Annotated in this window: 20 protein-coding genes; 8 read left to right on the plus strand and 12 right to left on the minus strand. The window is 37.0% G+C overall.

The genetic code is table 11. From position 1 onward, the window contains the following. Window positions 1–87: 87 nt before the first annotated feature. Genes AC5P2S_RS03510 through dapF form a run of 3 tightly spaced genes read right to left on the minus strand, consistent with a single transcriptional unit; the run spans window position 88 to window position 4,510 of the window. Window positions 88–2,673, minus strand: a complete 2,586-nt coding sequence (locus AC5P2S_RS03510; RefSeq protein ID WP_494556239.1) for a TonB-dependent receptor domain-containing protein — start codon at window positions 2,671–2,673, stop codon at window positions 88–90. Between the two features lie 26 nt (window positions 2,674–2,699). After that, a complete protein-coding gene (gene mltG, locus AC5P2S_RS03515; RefSeq protein ID WP_494556240.1) occupies window positions 2,700–3,725 on the minus strand; it encodes an endolytic transglycosylase MltG in 1,026 nt (341 codons plus the stop codon). A 20-nt stretch (window positions 3,726–3,745) separates the two neighbouring features. Further along, window positions 3,746–4,510 (minus strand): diaminopimelate epimerase, encoded by a 765-nt coding sequence (gene dapF, locus AC5P2S_RS03520; RefSeq protein ID WP_494556241.1) that lies wholly within the window; start codon window positions 4,508–4,510, stop codon window positions 3,746–3,748. 213 nt (window positions 4,511–4,723) lie between these two features. Here dapF and AC5P2S_RS03525 point away from each other — a divergent pair, with 213 nt between their 5' ends. Then, a complete protein-coding gene (locus AC5P2S_RS03525) occupies window positions 4,724–5,281 on the plus strand; it encodes an RNA polymerase sigma factor (RefSeq protein WP_283416386.1) in 558 nt (185 codons plus the stop codon). A 15-nt stretch (window positions 5,282–5,296) separates the two neighbouring features. Then, a complete protein-coding gene (gene lipA / locus AC5P2S_RS03530; RefSeq protein ID WP_494556242.1) occupies window positions 5,297–6,151 on the plus strand; it encodes a lipoyl synthase in 855 nt (284 codons plus the stop codon). A gap of 34 nt (window positions 6,152–6,185) precedes the next feature. Here lipA and AC5P2S_RS03535 read toward each other — a convergent pair whose 3' ends face one another. Beyond that, window positions 6,186–6,374: a hypothetical protein gene (locus tag AC5P2S_RS03535; protein ID WP_120213357.1), complete on the minus strand. Its 189-nt coding sequence runs from the start codon at window positions 6,372–6,374 to the stop codon at window positions 6,186–6,188. Window positions 6,375–6,549: 175 nt separating this feature from the next. On the opposite strand from AC5P2S_RS03535, the gene AC5P2S_RS03540 reads away from it, so the two are divergent. Together AC5P2S_RS03540 and AC5P2S_RS03545 are read left to right on the plus strand one after the other, a co-directional pair. Continuing rightward, on the plus strand, window positions 6,550–7,893 hold the full coding sequence (locus AC5P2S_RS03540; protein WP_494556243.1) for an ammonium transporter: 1,344 nt from the start codon (window positions 6,550–6,552) through the stop codon (window positions 7,891–7,893). Window positions 7,894–8,054: 161 nt separating this feature from the next. Further along, window positions 8,055–9,386, plus strand: a complete 1,332-nt coding sequence (locus AC5P2S_RS03545; protein WP_494556244.1) for a hydroxymethylglutaryl-CoA synthase family protein — start codon at window positions 8,055–8,057, stop codon at window positions 9,384–9,386. A gap of 92 nt (window positions 9,387–9,478) precedes the next feature. On the opposite strand, the gene AC5P2S_RS03550 is transcribed toward AC5P2S_RS03545, so the two are convergent. After that, window positions 9,479–10,396, minus strand: coding sequence for a helix-turn-helix domain-containing protein (locus AC5P2S_RS03550; RefSeq protein WP_494556245.1), 918 nt, complete (start codon window positions 10,394–10,396; stop codon window positions 9,479–9,481). A 210-nt stretch (window positions 10,397–10,606) separates the two neighbouring features. On the opposite strand from AC5P2S_RS03550, the gene AC5P2S_RS03555 reads away from it, so the two are divergent. The 3 genes from AC5P2S_RS03555 (at window position 10,607) to AC5P2S_RS03565 (ending at window position 14,145) form a co-directional block, all read left to right on the plus strand. Next, the gene (locus tag AC5P2S_RS03555; RefSeq protein ID WP_494556246.1) at window positions 10,607–12,133 is read left to right on the plus strand and encodes an aldehyde dehydrogenase family protein; all 1,527 of its coding nucleotides are present in this window, start codon (window positions 10,607–10,609) and stop codon (window positions 12,131–12,133) included. 329 nt (window positions 12,134–12,462) lie between these two features. Then, entirely contained in the window at window positions 12,463–13,497 is a 1,035-nt protein-coding gene (gene adhP / locus AC5P2S_RS03560) for an alcohol dehydrogenase AdhP (RefSeq protein ID WP_494556247.1), read from the plus strand. A 258-nt stretch (window positions 13,498–13,755) separates the two neighbouring features. Beyond that, window positions 13,756–14,145 carry a DUF779 domain-containing protein gene (locus AC5P2S_RS03565; RefSeq protein ID WP_494556248.1) on the plus strand — a complete coding sequence of 130 codons (390 nt, stop codon included), beginning with the start codon at window positions 13,756–13,758 and terminating at the stop codon, window positions 14,143–14,145. 221 nt (window positions 14,146–14,366) lie between these two features. Here AC5P2S_RS03565 and AC5P2S_RS03570 read toward each other — a convergent pair whose 3' ends face one another. Continuing rightward, on the minus strand, window positions 14,367–15,581 hold the full coding sequence (locus AC5P2S_RS03570) for a dicarboxylate/amino acid:cation symporter (RefSeq protein WP_494556249.1): 1,215 nt from the start codon (window positions 15,579–15,581) through the stop codon (window positions 14,367–14,369). A 149-nt stretch (window positions 15,582–15,730) separates the two neighbouring features. Between AC5P2S_RS03570 and AC5P2S_RS03575 the strand changes: the two genes are divergently transcribed. Beyond that, window positions 15,731–16,981: a CinA family nicotinamide mononucleotide deamidase-related protein gene (locus AC5P2S_RS03575; protein ID WP_494556250.1), complete on the plus strand. Its 1,251-nt coding sequence runs from the start codon at window positions 15,731–15,733 to the stop codon at window positions 16,979–16,981. Between the two features lie 40 nt (window positions 16,982–17,021). On the opposite strand, the gene AC5P2S_RS03580 is transcribed toward AC5P2S_RS03575, so the two are convergent. The 6 genes from AC5P2S_RS03580 to AC5P2S_RS03605 form a co-directional block, all read right to left on the minus strand. Next, complete coding sequence (locus AC5P2S_RS03580) at window positions 17,022–17,765, minus strand: dienelactone hydrolase family protein (protein ID WP_494556251.1); 744 nt, start codon at window positions 17,763–17,765, stop codon at window positions 17,022–17,024. 11 nt (window positions 17,766–17,776) lie between these two features. Beyond that, the gene (locus AC5P2S_RS03585; protein WP_494556252.1) at window positions 17,777–18,970 is read right to left on the minus strand and encodes an MFS transporter; all 1,194 of its coding nucleotides are present in this window, start codon (window positions 18,968–18,970) and stop codon (window positions 17,777–17,779) included. Further along, on the minus strand, window positions 18,970–19,962 hold the full coding sequence (locus AC5P2S_RS03590; RefSeq protein WP_494556253.1) for an alpha/beta fold hydrolase: 993 nt from the start codon (window positions 19,960–19,962) through the stop codon (window positions 18,970–18,972). Before AC5P2S_RS03590 ends, AC5P2S_RS03585 begins: the two co-directional genes overlap by 1 nt. 78 nt (window positions 19,963–20,040) lie before the next feature. Then, window positions 20,041–20,604 carry a hypothetical protein gene (locus AC5P2S_RS03595; RefSeq protein WP_494556254.1) on the minus strand — a complete coding sequence of 188 codons (564 nt, stop codon included), beginning with the start codon at window positions 20,602–20,604 and terminating at the stop codon, window positions 20,041–20,043. Between the two features lie 135 nt (window positions 20,605–20,739). Further along, window positions 20,740–21,153 carry a DUF6157 family protein gene (locus AC5P2S_RS03600; protein WP_494556255.1) on the minus strand — a complete coding sequence of 138 codons (414 nt, stop codon included), beginning with the start codon at window positions 21,151–21,153 and terminating at the stop codon, window positions 20,740–20,742. Between the two features lie 20 nt (window positions 21,154–21,173). After that, window positions 21,174–22,073 carry a hypothetical protein gene (locus tag AC5P2S_RS03605; protein ID WP_494556256.1) on the minus strand — a complete coding sequence of 300 codons (900 nt, stop codon included), beginning with the start codon at window positions 22,071–22,073 and terminating at the stop codon, window positions 21,174–21,176. Window positions 22,074–22,081: the final 8 nt, after the last annotated feature.

Consider the following 22,081-nt stretch of genomic DNA (forward strand, 5'->3'; position numbering starts at 1 on the left):
ATCTTTAAATTATAATTGTTAAAAGAAAATCGCAGCCAATTAATTGGCTGCGATTTTCTATTTTAAGATTTAGTATATGATCCGATATTACATTGGGCCTTGTTCATCACCGCCGTTATCATTAGCATTGATATCTTTTTTACGTTTAGGTTGCTCTACTTTTTCTCCCTGTTTGAATTTATATGTCAATGAAATTGCAAACTGTCTTGGCTGCCATTGCATATACGATTCTCTAATTCCCGTTGCTAAATAAATTGTTCTTCTCATTGAACGTGTATTGAATACATCTTGTAAGTTGAAAGAAATAATTCCATCTCCATTCCAAATAGTTTTAGAAGCTCCAAGGTTCATAGCATACATTGCTTTTCTGTCTTCACTTGTCGTTTTTTGTGGGCCTCTGTAAAAGCCTTGTAATTGGAAACTAAATGTTTTATCAACTTTGAAAGTTGCATTTAATCTTGCCCTAGTTGAGAAACCATTGCCATCATAAGGTTGGGTTCTAGTGACGTCTTTATTCCCTTCTGTATCAATTGTTTTGTATGTATAGGTCCCTTTTGTATTATAACCAAATAAACTTACATTTCCCATTAATTTCAACCAAGGGAAAACATCTGCTGTACCATTAAAATCTAAACCATATTGTTCATTAGTTCCTAAATTTACAGGAGTTGTATAATAAATATTGGTTCTTTCATCATCCTGATAAGCTACTATTTTATCATCGTCAGTTGTTCTTTTGTAGAATAAAGTAGGGTTTAGAGTAAATTTCTTTTTAGAAATACTATAGCCAATTTCATATGAATCAACATATGACGGATTAAGATTAACATTTCCTAAAAATAAATTCTGATTGTCAGTTATGGAGAAATATGGAATCAAAAACCAAGAACGAGGTCTGTCTATTCTTCTTGAGTAATTAACTAAAAACTGATTGTCCTTGCCCAGATCATAACTTAAAAATACGCTTGGGAAAAGATTATTGTAGTTTTTATTTTCATTAATAGGGTTGCTGCCCTCTAAATTTCTATAATTTACCTTAACGTTAGATATCTCGTCACGAAGTCCTAATTGATATCCAAATTTACCAATCTTGCTTCGAAACTGAAGATAAAAGGCATTAAACAATTCATCATAATTGGTAACATTAGTGAATTTTCCGAGTGGAGCAAATGGAATCTCTAATCCTAATGCTTCATTAGCTGTATTATCATAGAAGTTATCATTCCTGTCAATTCTATAACCAGCTTCTAATTTAGAGTTTTCACCAATAGGGAGCTCGTAATCTATTTTCCCGATCAAAGTTTTTGTAAGAGAGTATTGTGAATTATTGCTAAACTCATAACTCATTTGAGGTAGGATATTAGCAATGTTTCCAGAAGCATCTCTTGTAATTACAAAATTTGATTCTTGAGAAATATCCGTATAGTTGTCACTTTTATTTCTTTGAAGACTTAATGAAACAGATAAGTTTTGTCCATTGTCATCAAATTTGTGATCCCAACCCATATCCGTTTGAAGAGCAAGATTATTCATCAATCCATCACTTTTTCTAAAAGTGTATGGATTTGGAAATGGCGGGTTATTATATAAATAATTATAATTAATCCTTCCATCAGATTCTTCCTCAAAAGTCCTTATTGTTCCAGAAAGATTAATAGAGTTTCTATCATTAATATCAAATACGAAACCTGCTGTAGCATTATAGTTTTTACCATAATTCTTATTTTTGGTTTCTTGATCAGATTTTAATAATTGATAAAGTTGATTTCTATCATAATTTAAGTTGCTGTTTCTATTAGTTCTAGTTGATTCTGTGTAACCACCACCACCATTAAGAAACCATGTCCATTTGTTTTTTCTCCAACTTAGATTTGCATTTAAATTAGTTCTTGGTTGATAGCCAAGCGTTCCAATGACGCTACCGTTAAACCCAACTTTTTTACTTTTCTTGAGGATAATATTAAGAATGCCGGCAGTTCCACTCGCTTCAAATTTCGAGGATGGATTGGTAATAACCTCAATTCGTTCAATTTGATCCGCAGGTATAGTTTGTAAAGCATTACTTCCATCAGAAATACCAAGTAAGGCAGACGGTTTTCCATTGATCAAAAATTTGACGTTAGAACTTCCTCTCATAGAGACTGTTCCATCCGTATCAACTTCTACAGAAGGTACATTAGACAAAACATCTTGTAAACTTCCTCCTTTACTTACCAAATCCTGAGAAGGGTCATAAGTCTTTTTATCCAATTCCACCTTATAAGGCTTAGTAGATTGGGCAGTAATTACCACACCCTGGATATCGGTTGTATTATTAAGGTTGGCTTTTCCGTCAGAAACAATAACGAAAGGTGCAATGGCGCCAGCTTTCTCTACTCTGATGGTTTGGGTGAATTTTTTGTAATCAACCGCTTCAATGCTTACGTCATAGCTTCCTGGAGCCAAATCTAATTTATAGTTTCCGTCAGCATCTGCCAATGCAGCATCACTCAATTGAGAATTTTGTTGATTTTTAAAAGTTATGGATGCATATCCAACACCACCATTTGCGTCTTTTACATTTCCAGAAATAGTAATCTTCTGCTGTGCCATAATAAAGCTTGCAGCACCGACTGTCAGTGCCAGTCCGAAGATTTTTTTCTGAATTACATTTACAATTTCCGTTCGTTCCATTATTGTTTATTTTCGCTTTTTGCTCTTTATTTTATTTGTCTGCTGTCCAGCCAGTCTTGGTAAGCTTTCGCATTTCTGGCGTGTTCCGCATCATTATCCGTGAATTTATGATAACCGGGTCTTGCCGGGTCTGCGCACATAAAGATGTAGTTGTTCTTTTCTGCATCTAAAACAGCGTTCAGGGAGTTTTTATCTACGATGCAGATTGGTCCCGGCGGAATGCCTTTGTTTGCATAGGTATTATAAGGAGAAGGCTCTTTCAGGTATTTATAATAGACCCGTTTGATTTTCTGGGTGAAGTTGTTAGCTTTGTTCACAGCGTAGATCACAGTCGGGTCACTTTGGAGCTTCATTCCTTTTTTATAGCGGTTGATATAAAGCCCGGCAACTGTTCTCTGCTCATCAGGTTTGCCCCCTGTTTCTTTATAGACCAGCGATGCGAGAGCATAGATTTGATCTCTTGTCAATCCAGATTGTTTTTCTTTTTCGATTCTCTCGGCGGTCCAGAAATCTTTGTAATCTGATTCGAATTTGTCAAAGAATTCTTTTGGCGTTACCGTCCAGAAAAAATCGTAGGTGTTGTTAAAGAAATATTTTTTAAGGTCTTCAGCATTCTTATAGCCTTTGTTAACAGCAATTTCATCTAGTTTTTTGACAAACGTTGCAGAATCGATTTCTGTTTTTTTAGTAACTCTTCCCACCATTTGGTAAACATCGTCAAAGTCCTTGATTCTGAAAGAATTTGGAGTCTGATTGCCGGCGATGATCATATTTGTGATTTCGCGGTTGTTCATTCCGGATTTCAGTTCGTATCGGCCGGGTTTGTAATTGTCTTTAAGGTTTTTATCGTCAGCAATACTTGCAAAATTGTCCTGATTCTTGATAAATGGAGAGATTGAATCCAGAACTTGCTTATAAGAAGAATGATGCGGAATCAAAACAAATCCTTCTTTTTCTACATTATTTCCAAGATATTTATTGTAAAATCTCAATCCAAAAAAAACCAGGATTGCCACAAATACAACAGATATGATAAGAATTATTTTTTTCATAGTTTTGAAATCTCAGGCTTTTACAAATTAATATTTCCTTTAAAAACCTGAACCGCAGGGCCTTCTAGCCAAATGTTTTTGAATCCGTCTCCATTTTTTTCGGCATAAACTTTCAAGTTGCCGCCCATTACTTTAATTCCAACAAACGTTTGATTATTATTTTTCATAAAAGTTAAAGCTGCAGCCGTAACTCCGGTTCCACAACTGTAGGTTTCATCCTCGACACCACGTTCATAGGTTCTCACAAAAAGTTCTTTGTCAGACAATTTTTCTACGAAGTTAACATTGATTCCTTCCTGCTTATAAGTTTCAGAATTTCGGATTTCGTTACCGTTTTTGTAAACATTATAATTATTTAACACTTCTACGTACTTAACATAATGTGGCGATCCTGTATTCAGAACAAAATCATTTCCATCCGTATGAATGTTGTTGACATCGCCCATTTTCAATTTTACAGTGCCGTTTTTTATTTCCGCTTCGTGGATTCCGTCAATAGCAATGAAAGTCGTTTTATCCTCGATCATATCCAGAAAATGAGCAAAGGCAACAGAGCAGCGTGCACCGTTTCCACAAAAACTTTTGGATCCGTCAGAATTATAATAATCTACTTCAAAATCAACACTTTCTGCGGAATTGATTTTAATTAATCCATCTGCACCAATGCCAAATCTGCGGTCGCAAAGTTTTTGTATGTTTTCGATAGAAAGATCATCCCATTCTCCTAAACGGTTGTCTATCATCACAAAATCATTTCCTGTTCCTTGATATTTATAAAATTTCATTATTTATTTGTCTGATTTTTAAATATTTATTTTGATTTTTCTAATCCAAAATCAAGCCAGTAAAAATACTCAATTTATAAGGATTACAATCTTGATATTTGTTATTTAAATTCGCTCTAAATCTCAAAAGAGTTGGAATCAAAATAATAGAATTTCTCAATCTCTCGATATTAATAATTTTTAATAATATATAGCTATCTTTGTTCATTGAAAATGAAGGAAGAACAGTTACTCGCTCTCATTATAAAAGCCAGGGATAAAGATCAAAAGGCTCAGACACAACTCATCAATATGTTTTGGGTTGATGTTTTTTCTTTTGTAATGAATAGGGTAAAGGATGAAAATGATGCTGATGAGATTACGGTTTCGGTCTTTTCAAAAGTTCTTAACAAGCTGGATTTATTTGACCCTAATTTTCAATTCAAAACCTGGATTCTGACAATTGCTCAAAATACAATCATTGATTTCTGGAGAAGAAAAAACAGAGAGAATGAAGATGCAAGTGACGGATTGGAGAATGTAAAGAACGAATTTGCAAGATCGCCGGAAGAACTGATGATTTCTGAAGAAGACCAACAGAAAATCATCAAAATCATAGAAACAATGGATGCTAAAAATCAGGATATTATTCGTCTGAGATTTTTTGAAGAAAAGAGCATCAAAGAAATAGCGGAAGAACTCAATCTTTCCGTAGCCAACACAAAAGTAAGGATAATGAGAGCTAAGAAAATCTTGGCCGAATTATTAAAAGAAGACGAAACAGATTTTTAATTTCAAAAAATCAAAATGGAAGAAACAGTGACTCAAAAACCCAAATGGATTCGTGTAAAATTGCCAACAGGTAAGAATTATCGCGAGCTAAGAAATTTGGTTGATAAATATAAACTTAACACGATTTGCCAAAGTGGAAGCTGTCCGAATATGGGCGAATGTTGGGGCGAAGGAACGGCAACATTTATGATTCTGGGAAATATCTGTACCAGAAGTTGTGGTTTCTGTGGCGTGAAAACCGGGAAACCAATGGATGTCAATTGGGACGAACCGGAAAAAGTAGCACGTTCTATCAAATTAATGAAAATCAAACATGCGGTTTTGACTTCGGTTGACAGAGATGATTTGAAAGATATGGGTTCGATTCTTTGGGCAGAAACAGTGAATGCTGTTCGCCGTATTTCTCCCGGAACAACTATGGAAACACTGATTCCGGATTTTCAGGGTGTGACAAAACATATCGATAGATTGGTAGAAGTTGCTCCGGAAGTGATTTCCCACAATATGGAAACAGTAAAACGTCTGACAAGAGAGGTGAGAATCCAGGCAAAATATGAACGTAGCTTGGAGGTTTTAAGATATCTGAAAGAAGCAGGACAAAACCGTACAAAAACCGGTGTGATGCTTGGTTTAGGTGAAACAAAAGATGAAGTGTTCCAAACGATCGAAGATATCAGAAATGCTAATGTAGATGTGATTACATTAGGTCAATATCTTCAGCCGAGTAAAAAACATCTTCCTGTTCAGAGATTTATCTCTCCGGAAGAATTTGATGAATATGGAGATTTTGCAAAAAATTTAGGATTCCGTCACGTGGAAAGCTCACCTTTGGTAAGAAGCTCTTATCACGCAGAGAAACATATTCACTAAGAATTTACTTCATATACAAAATAAAAAAAGACTCCTATATGGAGTCTTTTACTTTTGGTTCCACTGGCTGTACTTTATCAGTTTGGTTCATCTGTTCCACTTGTTGCGGAATAAACATCATATACGCAAAATATCCTAAAAGGAATAAAACGACAATAATGATAATTGCCATCATGGGACCTTTGTTGGTCTCACTGTCAGGTTTTGGAATATCTGGTCTCATAATTTATTTTTATTGATAATATATCAAAACTGATGCCTTGTTGTTTTAATTTTTCAAGATATTAGTAACTGTGAGTGTATTTGTTTTTATTAATGAAAAATTAAGGGTTTGATTTTGAATTTTTATGATTATTTGAAATTAACCCCATATATTTGCAGGGTTAAATTCAAAATGTATGAAAATTGAAAAACGTTGGGTGATTTCATTTGTGATAATTAGTCTCATTTCAATTGCGGCATTATTCTGGCCGGAACAAACTTCTTTGCCAAAACCCGGGACTTTTCTAAAAGAGGATAATATTGTAGGTTCTGATGTAGCCTGGATCCTTGCTTCTTCCGGATTAGTTTTGCTAATGACACCAGGTCTTTCTTTCTTTTATGGCGGAATGGTTGGGAAAAAGAATGTCATTTCTACGATGTTGCAAAGTTTTATTGCCCTCGGTGTGATTAGTATTCTTTGGGTTGTTATTGGATTCAGTTTGTCGTTTGGCGATTCAATTGGGATTAAGATTAATGGCGAGCATTATGGATTGATAGGGAATCCCGGTTCATATCTGTTTTTTAACAATGTTGGTGTTTTGCCCCACAGTCAGATGGCTTCAACCATTCCTTTTATTTTGTTCGCATTATTTCAAATGAAATTTGCGGTGATTACTCCGGCTTTGATAACCGGTTCATTTGCAGAAAGAGTGAGATTCATTTCTTATCTGCTGTTTATGGTTTTATTCAGTTTGATTATCTATACACCGCTTTGTCACATGGTTTGGCATCCGGACGGCTTGTTAAATAAATATTTCGGAGTGAAAGATTTTGCGGGAGGAACTGTCGTTCACATGAGTGCAGGATTCGCTGCTTTGGCCGGAGCTATGATGATTGGAAAACGTAAAAATCCACATCACGAACCGTCCAATATTCCGTTTGTTATTCTTGGAACTGGAATGCTTTGGTTTGGTTGGTTTGGTTTCAATGCTGGTTCAGCTTTATCAGCTAATGCAACAGCGGCAATGGCATTTGGAACAACAACGGTTGCTTCTGCAACAGCAATGCTGACCTGGATCTTCTTTGACAGGATGAACGGAAGAAAAGTGTCTGCTCTGGGTGCTTGCATCGGCGCGGTTGTTGGTTTGGTCGCCATTACGCCTGCTGCTGGTTTTGTGACGATTCCTCACGCCATTTTCATAGGTTTCATTTCAGCGATTGTCTCCAATATGATGTGCAATTGGAAAAAACTGAAAAAAGTAGATGACACTTTGGATGTTTTCGCCTGTCACGGCGTTGGCGGAATTATGGGAATGATTCTCACAGCAATTCTAGCTCAAGGCGAAAACGCAAGTCTTCTTCATGGCGGATTTGAAGTGTTTGCACATCATATGATGGCGCTGGTTTTGGTTTCCGCATTTACATTTTTAGGATCTCTGATTTTATATAAATTAACGGATATGATAATTCCTTTGAGGGTTGCGGAAGATTCAGAAAATATCGGTCTGGATTTATCACAGCATGATGAAAGCTGCATTTAATTAGAAATTTTGATTTTGATATGAAGAGAGCCTCGTTTGTTTTTTTAACAGCGAGGTTTTTTATTGATGAGAAATTACTTAAAATAATTCTAAATTTTATGCCATAAATACAACTTAATTCCGCCAAAAAATCTCTAAATTCGTGTCTTAAAATTTTTAAGATGACGAAATTTGGTGTGGATGCGGCCAGTTTTTATGTGCCTTCTTTATATTTAGAAATCAAAGAACTTGCAGAGAAAAGAGGAATAGAACCAGCAAAATTGGAAAAAGGTTTGGGCTTACATAAAATGGCTTTAGCCGATGTTCACGAGGATGCAGCGACTTTTGCGGCGGAAGCTTTACTAAAATTGATTCAAGACTATAATATCAATCCGAAAGAAATATCAAGAGTTTATCTCGGAACTGAAAGCGCTTTGGACGCTGCAAAACCAACTGCAACTTACGCCGTTCAAATGGTGGAAGAATTGCTGAGTGCTGAATTTGGGGAAAGAAGTTTCAAAAACTGTGATGTTGTGGATATGACTTTCGCTTGCGTTGGAGCAGTTGATGCACTTCATAATTCGCTGGATTTTGTAAGAGCTAATCCTTTGAAAAAAGCTATCGTCATCGCCAGTGATTATGCTAAATATGAGTTGGCTTCTTCTGGAGAATATACGCAGGGTGGAGGAGCCGTGGCACTTTTGGTTTCTGCCAATCCAAGATTGATTGAGATTGATAATAATTGGGGCGTTGCAACAGAGAGCGTTTTCGATTTTTTCAAGCCGAGACGTCATCATTCTAAATCAGAATTTAATTCTGCACCAGAAAATTATCCGGACAAAATCGAAGTTTTTACAGACGAACCGGTTTTTGACGGTCAATATTCCAATCAATGTTATCAGGACAGAATCCGTGAAGCTTATCAGCATTATAAAGAACAGACTTTCACCGTTCGGCCTTATGAGGATTGGCGATATTTGATTTTCCATTTGCCTTATGCGTTTCACGGGAAAAGAGTCTTCACCGAGATTTATAGTTTAGAAAATCATCTTGATTTTTCTGATGCCGAGAAACAAAAAGCAATTGCGAAATCCGAAGATTATATCAATTTCATCAATGAAAAAATTGAGAAATCTCAAAGAGCTTCTTCCGAAATCGGAAATATGTACACGGCTTCTATTTTTATGGCATTGCTGTCTGCACTACAAACTTCGTTTAACGAAAATGAAGATTTAACTGAGAAAGAAATTGGATTCTTAGCTTACGGAAGTGGTTCCAAATCAAAAGTGTTTGTAGGGAAAATTTCTCCTGAATGGAAATGTGTTGTAGAAAAATGGAACGTTTTCGAAAGCTTGAAAAACAGATTAGCAATTGATTTTGATACTTACGAGAAATTGCATCGCAAACAACTAGATTCTTCTGTGAATCCGGATTATAAAGGATTCGGATTGACAAGAGTTGAAAAAGAAAGTCCTGTTCTGAAGGGCGCTAGATATTATTCTTATCAAAAATAAGATTCTTAAAGTATTTATGAAAAAGCGAAGACGAGCAAATGATGTATTTGCTCGTCTTCTTTTGAAAATCTATAACTAACTACTAACTTAATTCAAAATAATTTTTTAGACTGAAAGATTTTTGGTGTTACGCCCTCCATTTGCTTGAAAACCCGGATGAAATAATTCGTATCCGAAAAACCAGTACTGAAAGCCGCTTCACTCACAGAATTATTACGAATCAATAATTCTTTCGCTTTTTTAATCCGCTCCTGAATAATAAATTCATTAGGAGAAAGTCCCAATTCTTCTTTAAACATTTTGAAGAAATTCGATTTGCTGACATAAGCCATTTTTGCAATCGCATCAATGGATAATTTTTGATGAAGATTTTTCTTAATATAATCCGCAACAAAACCAATTCTTGATTTGTTTTTCAAAGTGTTTTTCTCAACCAGATTTCTCGCCTGAGTTTGCATCAGTCTTATCAAAAGTTCTTTCAAAGCAAAATCTGCAATTACATCTTTATAAGAATTATCGTCCATTGCAATTCTCATAATATTGTTAGTTGCAGAAGCCAGAGCTTTGCTGTTAAGCAGATAAAATTCTTCCAAAGAAATATTCCATTGCGAAGAATCATCCACCTTTGTCGCATTGAAATTAAGATGGTCTAATGACTGCTGCACAAATTCAGGATTCAATGTCAACGAAATACACTGCGAAGCATCTTTATCAGCATCAGGAAAATCAATCACCATTGTTTCTCCAGGCGCAACCAAAACACTTTCTCCAGGTAGGTATTCAAAATAATTGCTCTTGTCTTGGAGCTTCATCCATTTCTTTCCTCTCAACATTCCTGTGAACGCCAGATGTTCAAAGTGTAATTTCACGTCATATGCACTCTTATGCGTCTCATAGATACTGAATTCACAATTATTTAAACTGAACTTGGTTTGATTTTCCACCAATGTGTTCAGTTTATGTTCCTGTGTCAGATTAGGTTTGTTAAGTTGGAAATGATTTGGATTCATTACTCAAGATTTTTATAACATCTTGTTTCTCAAATATAATAAATTTAAAATTATAGCCAAACATAATTTTTTCTTAACGAAATGATAAAGAATCTTAAAAGTAGGATTTTACTATTTTTTTGGACAATTGTGCTACTCTGTTGTTAATAATGGAATTAACTTAGTCTTAATCAAATGTTAACTGATTATTAATTACAAAACAATATTATTATGAGCACAACAGTAGAAAAACAAAACTCGACAACATTAGCCTGGCCAGAATTCAAATCTAAATATGATAATTACATCGGTGGAAAATTTGTACCATCAGCTGGCGGGCAATATTTCGATGTAGTTTCTCCGATTAACGGAAAAGTTTTCACGCAAGCTGCACACTCCAACAAAGAAGATTTGGAAAATGCTGTAAATGTGGCAGCAGAAGCCTTCAAAATTTGGAAAGACACTTCTCCAACAGAACGAAGCATTATTCTAAACAAAATCGCAGACAGAATCGAGGAAAACTTGGAATACATCGCAACTGTAGAAACCATTGATAATGGAAAAGCAGTGAGAGAAACTTTAGCTGCGGATATTCCTTTGGCGATTGACCATTTCAGATATTTTGCATCGGTAATCAGAGCAGAAGAAGGTTCGCATAACGAGTTGGATAAAGACACCGTTTCATTAATCGTGCACGAACCACTTGGCGTCATTGCACAAATCATCCCTTGGAATTTCCCAATCCTGATGGCCGTTTGGAAACTAGCTCCGGCTTTAGCTGCAGGTAACTGCGTTGTTCTGAAACCAGCAGAAAGTACACCAATCTCAATTATGGTCTTGATGGAACTGATTGGAGATTTGCTTCCGGCAGGGGTTGTCAACATTGTTAATGGTTTCGGCGCAGAATTAGGAAGAGCTTTAGTAACCAATCCAAAAGTCAACAAAGCGGCTTTCACTGGTTCTACAGCAACTGGACGTCTTGTAATGCAATATGCAACAGAAAATATCATTCCCGTGACTTTGGAATTAGGAGGGAAGTCACCTAATATTTTCTTCAATTCCGTGATGGATGCAGACGACGAATTCTTGGATAAAGCAATTGAAGGCGCCGTTCTTTTTGCTTTAAACCAAGGTGAAATCTGTACTTGTCCTTCAAGACTATTGGTTCAGGAAGACATTGCAGACGCATTCATTGCCAAAGTAATCGAAAGAACCGAGGCTATCAAAGTAGGAAATCCTTTAGATAAAACCGTAATGATGGGAGCGCAGGCTTCTAAAATTCAAAAAGATAAAATCGAAGGTTATTTGAAATTGGGGAAAGAAGAAGGTGCAGAAGTGCTAACAGGAGGAGAAGCTAACCACATCGAAGGTTTGGAAGATGGTTACTACATCAAACCTACCATTTTCAAAGGTAATAACAGAATGAGAATTTTCCAGGAAGAGATTTTTGGTCCGGTGCTGGCGTTCACAACTTTCAAAGATGAAGCGGAAGCTTTAGAAATTGCTAATGATACGATTTATGGTCTTGGAGCCGGCGTTTGGACTAGAGATGCGCATCAGTTGTATCAGATTCCTCGTCACGTGCAGGCAGGTAGAGTTTGGGTCAATCAGTATCACGCTTACCCTGCCGGAGCACCTTTCGGAGGTTACAAGCAGTCCGGAGTTGGTAGGGAAAATCACAAAATGATGCTCGACCACTACCGTCAAACCAAAAATATGTTGATATCCTACAACAAAAACAAATTAGGATTCTTCTAATAAGATTAGAATATTATTTCTCTCGCAGATTTGACAGATTTAGCAAATGAATGTCTCAGAATCTGCGCAATTTGCTTAATCTGCGAGAAATTATAAAAATAGTTGTGTTTTTTAAGGGCGTGCCCGCTTGCCTTGGCTTTGTCCGGGGCGGCGGTCGGGCTTTTTAGGGCTCCTCCGCCGCAGGCGTATCCGGTGCTCCGCTGCGCTCCGCACTCTCGCCTGCGGCGAGACCCTTACAATCCCTCACGCAAATGACACATTGATAGAAATTTGGAACATCAAATAACAATAATAACAACAACAATAATTAACCATCTAAAAAGTAAATTATGATTCCAAAAACAATGAAAGCGGCCGTTGTACAAGGTTACGGACAGCCATTGAAAATTATGGAAGTTCCGGTAAGAGAACCCGGACGTTATGAAGTATTAGTAAAAGTAATTGCCTGCGGTGTCTGCCATACAGACTTACACGCTGTGGACGGTGATTGGCCGGCAAAGCCAAAAATGCCTCTGATTCCGGGACACGAAGGTGTCGGAATTGTAGTGGCTTGCGGTCCGGAAGCGATGGTGAAAGAGGGCGATGCAGTGGGCGTTCCTTGGTTGTATTCGGCTTGTGGATGCTGCGATTATTGTATCACGGGTTGGGAAACATTGTGTGAAGCTCAGCAAAACGGAGGTTATAGCGTAGATGGCGGATTTGCAGAATATGTGATTGCAGATTCCAGATATGTGGGACATTTGAAAGATAATGTGAATTTTCTGGAAATTGCTCCGATTCTTTGTGCTGGTGTAACGGTTTACAAAGGTCTGAAAGAAACCGAAACAAAACCCGGAGAATGGGTTGCCATTTCCGGAATCGGTGGATTAGGACACGTTGCTGTACAATATGCAAAAGCAATGGGAATGCACGTTGCAGCGATAGATGTTGCAGATGATAAATTGGAATTGGCTAAAAAACTAGGTGCGGATCTGGTCGTAAATGCAAAAGAAACCGACCCGGGAGAATATCTTCACAAAGAAGTTGGAGGAATGCACGGTGCATTGATTACCGCTGTTTCTCCAATTGCTTTCAAACAAGGAATCGATGTTCTTAGAAGAAAAGGGACTATTGCACTCAATGGACTTCCGCCAGGCTCTTTTGAACTTCCGATTTTCGAAACGGTTCTTAAGAGAATTACGGTGAGAGGTTCTATTGTCGGAACCAGAAAAGATCTTCAGGAAGCGCTTGATTTTGCCAACGAAGGTTTGGTAAAAGCTACGGTAACTTCTGCTAAGCTGGAAGATATCAATGAGGTGTTCGATAAGATGAAAGCAGGACAAATCGACGGGCGGATCGTTCTGGACATCGCCGGACAAAATTAATTTATTGTTATTTGTGTTTTTGAGCCCGGCAGATTTGTTTGTCGGGTTTTTGTTAAAATTAAAGATATTTGCTTTGAACACAAAGGTCACATAGTTTTAAATTTATCAAGTTCACAAAGCCACTTCGTTTAGATAAGATTTGTGTTCTTGTTTAAGTTTTACGCCTTTGTGAAACTATAATTGTAAATCAAATACTTTGTGACCTTTGTGTTCAAAAAGATATTTATGAAAATTAATCATTAATTTTAAAAGAAAAATATGGAAACCAAAGATAAAATCTCAAGACTTTCCGTAACCGAAAAAGCTTTGGAAGTCATCTGGGAGCTAGAAAAAAAACACGGCGAACTGATGTTTTATCAAGCGGGTGGCTGTTGCGAAGGGACACAGCCGCAATGTTTTGAGAAAGGAGGCTATTTTCCGAGAATGAATGACGCCATGATTGGAACCATCAATGGACACGAGTTCTGGATAGATCGCGACCTCTTCGAATATTGGCAATATTCCCATTTCACTCTGGATGTTCTGGACGGATGGGGACCAGGCGGATTCTCTCTGGAAACACCATTGGGCAAAACCTTTAAAGTTCATTATAGATTGTTCACACCAGAAGAATTGCAGAATCTGGAACCAGTGAAACGCAGTGAATAGTTTGCTAAAGATTTAGGAAGCCACGAAGTGGCGAAATGTTGGTAGAAAAACTAATTCCAAGGTGCGAAGCAACGACATCAAAAAAATCCAGCGAATTGCTAACTAGCCCCGATGGGAACGGCATCCTTTTTTGTTTTCTTGTTTCTCGCTTCAATCAAATGACAAATGTTGTGAAAACAAAAAAGATATAGTGGACAGCGGGATAAAGCTCCTAAAAAAATTTAAACAACTTCCGTTTTAACAAATTTGGAGACAATCATACTCGCCAAAATATTCCCAACCGAGTTGAGAACGGTCGCCAAAGGATCCACCAAAGTTCCGATGATAATAACTGCGGGGACAACATCGGGTGGGATTTTGTAAACCGAAATCATCAGCATTTCCCCGATGTAACCGCCATTCGGGATTCCGCCAGCGACGGCGCTTACGAAAACTGTGATTCCCAAAGCCATTATCAGGTTCATTGGTTCAAAGAAGTTCCAACCAAGCAATTGAAATGCGACATAAATCTTGATAATTGATGAAATGGAAGAACCATTTTTGTGAATGGTTGTTCCAATCGGAATGACGACATTAGCGATAGATGCAGGAATCCCCATTCTTTTGGCAGCCTCGATCGCGACAGGCATTGTTGCGAGACTGCTACAAGTACTAATAGCGGTTGCAGTGGGCAAAAGACTTTCTTTCCAAAAGGCTTTCACACCATTTCCTCCTTTCCAAATGAAAGCATAAAGACTGAAAAATACGATGAAATAAATCGTTCCGGCAATATAATACAACCCCAAAGGTTTGGCGTAAAACCCGAAAAGTTGCGGTCCGATGGTGCCAACCTGGTAAGCGAAATAAGCACCTAATCCAATTGGGGCAACTTTCATTATCAATAACAAAAGCTGTTTCATCACTTCGTTACCGGAAAAGATGAAGTTCTGGAACAATTTCCCTTTTTCTCCTGACTTCCTGATAGATATCCCGACTAGAAAAGAGAAGACCAGCAAAGCAAGCATATTTTGTCGGGAAAACAAGTGATAAAACTCGCTGACCGTGAAGAATCCTACGATCTGGTCATTGATATTGGCATTATTCTGGAGATTTTCTGATATAGTTTCGCTGATGTTTTTCGGAGTTTCGGTTGGAAAAAAATAGACCATTATGATACAAAACGTGGCCGAAATCAAAATGAAACTTAAAAAAGTCAAAGCCATTGTTCCGATGATTTTGCCCAGTTGATTTTGTTGTTCGATGCCGGAAATGGCTGAAACAATCGCAAAAAACACCAATGGAATTACCGTTACGAACAGCAAATTCAAGAAAATGTCGCCAATAGGTTTCAGATAAGTCACGAAGCCAGGAGCGAAAATCCCAACAAGACTCCCGATGAAAATCCCGATGAGAAGCAGAATAATGTTGCTGTAGTTGTTCCAGAAAGACGATTTCATTTCCCAATTTTAACCAAAGATAATTAATTCTTAACCACAAAAGAAACAAAAGAAAGTAAAGGTTGACAAAAGCTTTTGTTACTTTTGTGGTTTAACAAAAACTTTTTATTTTGACTTAAGTAATAGAATTATTTCCGAGATTTGTCTCTATGAAAACAGCAGTTCTGATTACTATCGGCGACGAAATCCTATCGGGAAATACCGTTGATACCAACTCCAATTTTATTGCAACGCAGCTCAAAGAAATTGGAATAAAAGTGCTTTCTATTTTTACAATTCCGGACGAGGAGCAGGCGATTATTTCCACTTTAGGAATGGCTTTTGAAATGGCTGACGTGGTTTTTACAACCGGCGGATTGGGACCAACGAAAGACGATATTACCAAAAAAGCTTACGCCAATTTCTTCGAAGATGAAATGATTTTCTCTGACGAAATATATGAACATCTAAGGGTTTACCTCGAAAAAAGAAAACGGCTCTGGATTCTGGAACATAACAAAGACCAGGCAATGGTTTTGTTCAAAGCAAAGATTTTTCTCAACTATTTCGGAACGGCACCTTGTATGGTTTTGGAGAAAAATGGAACTTATTGCTTCAGTTTGCCGGGTGTTCCCTACGAGGTAAAACCTTTGGTTAAAGACCAGATTATTCCTTTCCTGAAAGAAAAATTATCGCTTGAACATATCGTAACCAGAATTGTTTCTGTGGTGGATATTCCGGAAAGTATCTTGTCAGAAACCATTGAAGAATGGGAATTGGCTTTACCAAAACACATCAGCTTATCTTACCTGCCAGTTGGAACAAGAGTGAAATTGAGATTGACAGCTTCCGGAACTTCTCAGGAATTGCTGAATGCAGAACTGGAAAACGAAATCACAAAGCTGTTTCCTTTAATCGAAGAAAATATCATTGCTACACAGGAAGATAAAATCGAAAAAATCCTTGGCGAATTATTAACGGATAAACAACTGACAATTTCCGTTGCGGAAAGTTGCACAGGCGGAGAATTAGCTCATTTGATAACGTCGGTTTCCGGAAGTTCTAATTACTTTCTGGGAAGTGTTGTGACTTATGCCACCCAAAAGAAAATCGACATTTTGAATGTCAATCCCAAAACGGTTGAAGAATTCACGGTCGTAAGTGAACAAGTTGCTTCTGAAATGGCAATCGGTTGTCAGGATTTATTCAAAACCAATATTGCAGTTTCTACAACTGGCGTTGCTGGCCCATCAAAAGGCGAAGATGGAAAAGATGTCGGAACGGTTTTTTATACGATTAGAATCGGAAATGAAGAAGTAACTTCTAAGTTATTTCTGCCACATTTGGAACGGCTGGATTTTATGCATTTTGTTTCGCAAAAAGTAATTCAGGACATTGTTTCTTTATTGATCAAAAAATAAAAAAAGACAGCTCAAAGGCTGTCTTTCTAATATCTGATTTCTATTTCAAAATTTCTTTCAAAAAAGTCAAAGTGTGATTCCAGGCGCGTTTTGCCATTACTTCATTATAATCCGCAGATTCCGGACTGGTGAATGTGTGTTTTGAATTGGCGTAAGTGATGATTTGAAAATCCGTTTTTCCGTTTTTAAGTTCAGCAATCAGATTGGTCATATCTTCAGGCTTTACACTTTCGTCTTCGGCAGGATTTTCTACCAAAACTTTGGTTTTTATAGGGACGTTTACTCGATCGTTTGCTTTTGCCAATCCGCCGTGGATAGAGACAACGCCAGCTACTGGAAACCCAGCTCTGGCCGTTTCCAAAGCACCTGTTCCTCCGAAACAATAACCAATGACCGCAATTCTTTCAGGATTTGCACCTTGTTTTTTCAATTCTTCCAAAGCAACAGAAATCCTTTGCTGATAAGCTTTGTAATCCTGCTTGTATTGTCCTGCGATTTTTGCAGCTGCAGCGTTGTCAGCAGGAATGTTTCCTTCGCCATAGATGTCGGCCACAAACGCAATATAACCTTGCTTTTCTAATTCGATTGCAGCATTTTTTGCTTCATTGTCGATGCCTTTCCAGGCTGGTAAAATCAAAACTCCGGGAAGTTTTTTTCCTGCATTGGAAGTTACTAATCCATTCAGTTTTTGGTTTCCGTCTTTATAAGCCACGGATTTTAATTGCTGAGCTATTCCGGTCTGGATGCCTAACAATACTGCTAATACTGTCAATGAGATTTTCATAATATTCTTTATTATTGATTTGATTTTGATTTAAATGTTTTGAAGATATTCATCAAAAATACGATTAAACTAAAGATGACCAATTGTAACCCGACATAATGCCAGCCACCGAGTTCCCAGCACTTCAAACCGATAAATGTTCCGATAGCACCGCCAGCAAAATAGGAAGTCATATAAATGGTGTTGATTCGGCTGTTCGCTTTTTGGTCTAATCTGTAAATCAATGCAACGTTTGTCACCTGAATGGATTGAACACCAACATCGATAAAAATAACAGCTAAAATAATTGATATCAAATAATTTGGAAAAAGAAAGATAATAACTGAGCCCGCCAACAAAATAATACTTGCAATCAGCTGTGTTTTGCCGGAACCGCCTTTATCAGACGCTTTTCCAATCATTGGTGCAACTAGTGCGCCTGCAATTCCCAGCATTCCGAAAAGTCCGATGGTGTCAGAACTGTATTGGTAAGGTTTTTCGACTAAAAGAAATGTCAAAGTCGTCCAGAATGAACAAAAAATAGAAAATGCAATTCCACCCATCAACGCTAATAATCTCAGTTGTGGAAATCTTTTTAACTGATAAAATGAGGATGAAAGCAATTTAAAATAGGAATCGCTGAAGTTTGGTTTGACACTAGGTAATTTGAAATAAACGAAAGCTAATGACAAAATTGTGAATCCAGCCGAAATATAATACACCATTTTCCAATTGCTCCATTCGGCAATGTAACCGCTGAAAACTCTTGCCATTAATATCCCGACAAGAATTCCGGTGAAAATAATCCCGACATTTTTTCCTTTTTCATTGCCCGATAATTCGGCGGCCATTGGCAAAATAACCTGCGCTGCAACGGCAGTCAAACCAAGCAATAAACTGAATAAAAAGATGAAATAATAATTGGAAACAATTCCGATTCCTGCAAGAATACAGAATAATATAGCCAGCAAAATCAGGATCAGTTTTTTACGATTAACTTTATCGCCTAGCGGAACCAAAGTCAATAATCCTGCGCCATAACCGACTTGTCCCAAACCAACCATAATGCCCATTTTACTTTCGGAAACTTTGAATGTCTCTGCAATCTGATGCAGAATCGGCTGTGCGTAATAGATATTGGAAACGCAAATCCCCGCAACGACAGCCATTCCGAGAACCTGAAATTTGGAAAGTTGAGACTCGGAGTTTAAAGAAATGTCGCTCATTATTTTAAAAATTCTTTTAACGGTTGGATGAATCGGTCAAAAACCTCGATGTGTGGCAGATGTCCTACATTGTCCAGTTCCACCAGTTTGGAGCCTTTTATTTTCTGTTGCGTAGCTTTGCCTAACAAGTCGTATCTTCCCATTGAGTCAGCCACTTTTTTATCTTTCACATTGGCTTTTCCAATCGCTGTTCGGTCTCTTGTTCCGATGATTAACAGCGTAGGGACATTCAGGTTTTGAAATTCATAAACCACAGGTTGCGTGAAGATCATGTCAGAAGTTTTGGCGTTCACAAGAGCGACTTTTGGATAATCCGGTGATTTGGTCCAGCCTGTCAAAAGATAAACCCATTCGTCATATTCGGGTTTCCATTGGTTGTCGTAGTAGAAATTACTTTGATATTTTTTGGCAGATTCGTAATCGGCTTTCAGTTCGGTTTCGTAATTTTTATCGATAGAAGTATAAGGCGCAACCAATTTCCAATCTTCCAAACCGATTGGGTTTTCAAGGATTAATTTCTCCACCATTTCAGGATACATCAATGCAAATCTTGTTGCCAGCATTCCGCCCATCGAATGTCCGAGAAGATAGATTTTATCGATTTTCAATTCATCCAAAACTGCTTTCGTATTTTGAGCCAATTGCTGAAAAGTGAATTGATACTCCGTCGGTTTGGACGATTTGCCGAATCCAATCTGGTCAGGAACAACGACCCGAAATCCTTCTTTGGTCAATGCCTGAATCGTTGTTTTCCAATAAGCACCATTGAAGTTTTTGCCGTGAAGCAGAATAACCGTTTTCCCATTGGCTTTTTCCGGTTTGATGTCCATATACGCCATCTTCAAATCCTGATTTTGACTTTTGAAATCAATGAATTGAACTGGATAAGGATATTGATAATTTGTCAGCATAATATCCGGAACCGGACGTTTTTCCTGACTTAATAAAAGAACTGAAATAATAAAGAATGTGAGGGCGAAAAACTTTTTCATAAAGCAATAATAAAGCTTTTCTGCAACAATAATGGTGCCTTGCAGATTGATTAATACATTGCGGATGATTCATAGAATCTAACTCAAGGCTTCAATACATTGTTCGCGGACTTGCCATAATTCTTCCAGGGAATATTGGATTTGAGGATTTTTCGCAAGCCAGTTACTGAGATAATTTTTATGAAATTCGATTTTGAATTGGTTGATTTGATGAGGTTCGATTTCGATTTCCTCCATAAGATCGTCAATAAAATCATTTTCTGACGAATTCTTTTTTGTGAAATCCAGAATCTGATTTTTGAATTTCAGATAATTATGCGCTTCCGGAATGTAATCAAGATTATACGTTTCTAAAACCGATTTGATTTTAGGCGTATTGTTTCCGTTCATCTTGAAAATTCCGAGAATCAATTTAAAATCTGTCTGATTATTTTCTTCTGCTAACGTTTTCAGAATGGCGTGTTTCGTACTGCAAGTTCCACATTCATCAATGAAAACTGTCGCAAGATTATCTTTGTTTAGGTTTCTTCGGTAAGGTAAATTTCTGATAAACTCTGAAGCCGAAAGAAAATTTGAACATTGATTTTTCAGGAACAATTGCGAGATTTCGCCATTAGAATGGATTTCAAAATTGTAATTCATTTGATAATTTAAAAAAAGACACTTCGACTCCGCTCAGTGTGACACTTCTAATATTAAACGTTAATCGATGCCAGGCTGAGCGGAATCAAGGCTTTATATAATGTCAGGCCAGGCTCTCGAAGCCCTCCAAACAAATTACCTTTTAGACTTCATCGCCTTAACCTTTTTCACAGCATCATCTTTCAACAGTTGCTGATATTCCTCCGACTCAGCAGGAATCAAACTGACTTTCGAATCCTCATTATGAAAAATACCGAATCCATTTTTCTTGGTCAATGGCGACGTGCGCAAACAAGCTTGTCCTTTGGAGAAAAACTTTTGTTTTTCTTCCTCCAATTCTGAGGGCGAAATATCATTTCGTTCCGCAAAAATCTCGAACAGCAATTCGTCGGAAGTATATTTCAAAGGATGTTTGGAAAGTTTCTCGTATTGATAATGGGCAATCGTCTTTTTATCATTTTTCACAACCGGAATTACCGATGCAGAAACCGGAGAATCTTCTGCGATTTCTATGAGGGTGTTGGCGTAATTGGTTGTGTGGGTTTTCATTGGTATATGCCTTAATACAATTATTTTAATTTAAATGTCCGCGCAACTTTTTTATAAACATCTAGATTTTTTTCTTTGTCGTCTTTTGCTTGTCCAACAATTAAATAATACTCATTAGTTGGAGTAAATAACATAACTAAATAAATCAGTTGTTTACTGTTATCTTCAGCAACAATTTCATAACCTTCCATATCAGAAATGGAAACCTTATCAATTGTTTTGATTATTGAGTTACTTGCGTCAGGTAATTTTTTTAATCTCTCAACAGAAAACTGTTTGTAGTCAGAATTTACTTTATGTCCTAAAGAATATGAAACTCCTATTAAACCTTTATCCGTCGGAATTTTATCATCTTCACTATATAGTAAAGACCCAGCCAAGGATTTTACAAGTTTATAATCTGTTCCATCAACATTAATTGAAAAATTTACTGATTTCAAAGGCTTTTCAACTAATTGTTCATTTCGTTCAATAGTAAACAATGATTTTTTTATTTCATTCTCACTATCCTTTGATTGTTCAGGATAAATACCATTAACCATAACAGTTATTTTTTTATCACCAAATAATAAAACTTGCTTTAGATAATTAATTCCATTTGCTTTTTGGCTAATTTTAAAAAGCATTGCATCAGAGTTCTTATACTTAACATTTTCTTTGGATAATAAGTCCATTCCCTTGGTTTTTAAGGCGTCTTTTGTAAACCCTTGTAAAAGCGAGGAATAAGAAGTTGGAATATCCATAATCATTATTGAAGCACCAGTTTCATTATTTTGGAATCCAGAAAAACTGGTAGAAAGTGCAAACCCTTCAGGAGGAATAATTGAATATTTTGTTCCAGGAATTAATACTGACGTTGTTTGTCCAAAGTTTATGATTGAAATTAAGAGTAAACTAAAGAGAATGATATTTTTTTTCATAATAATTT

It is taken from the genome of Epilithonimonas sp. 33E, assembly GCF_059372615.1.

Excerpts from the sequence above, each read along its gene's own strand:
- AC5P2S_RS03510 (WP_494556239.1), bottom strand. The coding sequence starts at position 2,673 with ATGGAACGAACGGAAATTGTAAATGTAATTCAGAAAAAAATCTTCGGA.
- mltG (WP_494556240.1), bottom strand. The coding sequence starts at position 3,725 with ATGAAAAAAATAATTCTTATCATATCTGTTGTATTTGTGGCAATCCTG.
- dapF (WP_494556241.1), bottom strand. The coding sequence starts at position 4,510 with ATGAAATTTTATAAATATCAAGGAACAGGAAATGATTTTGTGATGATA.
- AC5P2S_RS03525 (WP_283416386.1), top strand. The coding sequence starts at position 4,724 with ATGAAGGAAGAACAGTTACTCGCTCTCATTATAAAAGCCAGGGATAAA.
- lipA (WP_494556242.1), top strand. The coding sequence starts at position 5,297 with ATGGAAGAAACAGTGACTCAAAAACCCAAATGGATTCGTGTAAAATTG.
- AC5P2S_RS03535 (WP_120213357.1), bottom strand. The coding sequence starts at position 6,374 with ATGAGACCAGATATTCCAAAACCTGACAGTGAGACCAACAAAGGTCCC.
- AC5P2S_RS03540 (WP_494556243.1), top strand. The coding sequence starts at position 6,550 with ATGAAAATTGAAAAACGTTGGGTGATTTCATTTGTGATAATTAGTCTC.
- AC5P2S_RS03545 (WP_494556244.1), top strand. The coding sequence starts at position 8,055 with ATGACGAAATTTGGTGTGGATGCGGCCAGTTTTTATGTGCCTTCTTTA.
- AC5P2S_RS03550 (WP_494556245.1), bottom strand. The coding sequence starts at position 10,396 with ATGAATCCAAATCATTTCCAACTTAACAAACCTAATCTGACACAGGAA.
- AC5P2S_RS03555 (WP_494556246.1), top strand. The coding sequence starts at position 10,607 with ATGAGCACAACAGTAGAAAAACAAAACTCGACAACATTAGCCTGGCCA.
- adhP (WP_494556247.1), top strand. The coding sequence starts at position 12,463 with ATGATTCCAAAAACAATGAAAGCGGCCGTTGTACAAGGTTACGGACAG.
- AC5P2S_RS03565 (WP_494556248.1), top strand. The coding sequence starts at position 13,756 with ATGGAAACCAAAGATAAAATCTCAAGACTTTCCGTAACCGAAAAAGCT.
- AC5P2S_RS03570 (WP_494556249.1), bottom strand. The coding sequence starts at position 15,581 with ATGAAATCGTCTTTCTGGAACAACTACAGCAACATTATTCTGCTTCTC.
- AC5P2S_RS03575 (WP_494556250.1), top strand. The coding sequence starts at position 15,731 with ATGAAAACAGCAGTTCTGATTACTATCGGCGACGAAATCCTATCGGGA.
- AC5P2S_RS03580 (WP_494556251.1), bottom strand. The coding sequence starts at position 17,765 with ATGAAAATCTCATTGACAGTATTAGCAGTATTGTTAGGCATCCAGACC.
- AC5P2S_RS03585 (WP_494556252.1), bottom strand. The coding sequence starts at position 18,970 with ATGAGCGACATTTCTTTAAACTCCGAGTCTCAACTTTCCAAATTTCAG.
- AC5P2S_RS03590 (WP_494556253.1), bottom strand. The coding sequence starts at position 19,962 with ATGAAAAAGTTTTTCGCCCTCACATTCTTTATTATTTCAGTTCTTTTA.
- AC5P2S_RS03595 (WP_494556254.1), bottom strand. The coding sequence starts at position 20,604 with ATGAATTACAATTTTGAAATCCATTCTAATGGCGAAATCTCGCAATTG.
- AC5P2S_RS03600 (WP_494556255.1), bottom strand. The coding sequence starts at position 21,153 with ATGAAAACCCACACAACCAATTACGCCAACACCCTCATAGAAATCGCA.
- AC5P2S_RS03605 (WP_494556256.1), bottom strand. The coding sequence starts at position 22,073 with ATGAAAAAAAATATCATTCTCTTTAGTTTACTCTTAATTTCAATCATA.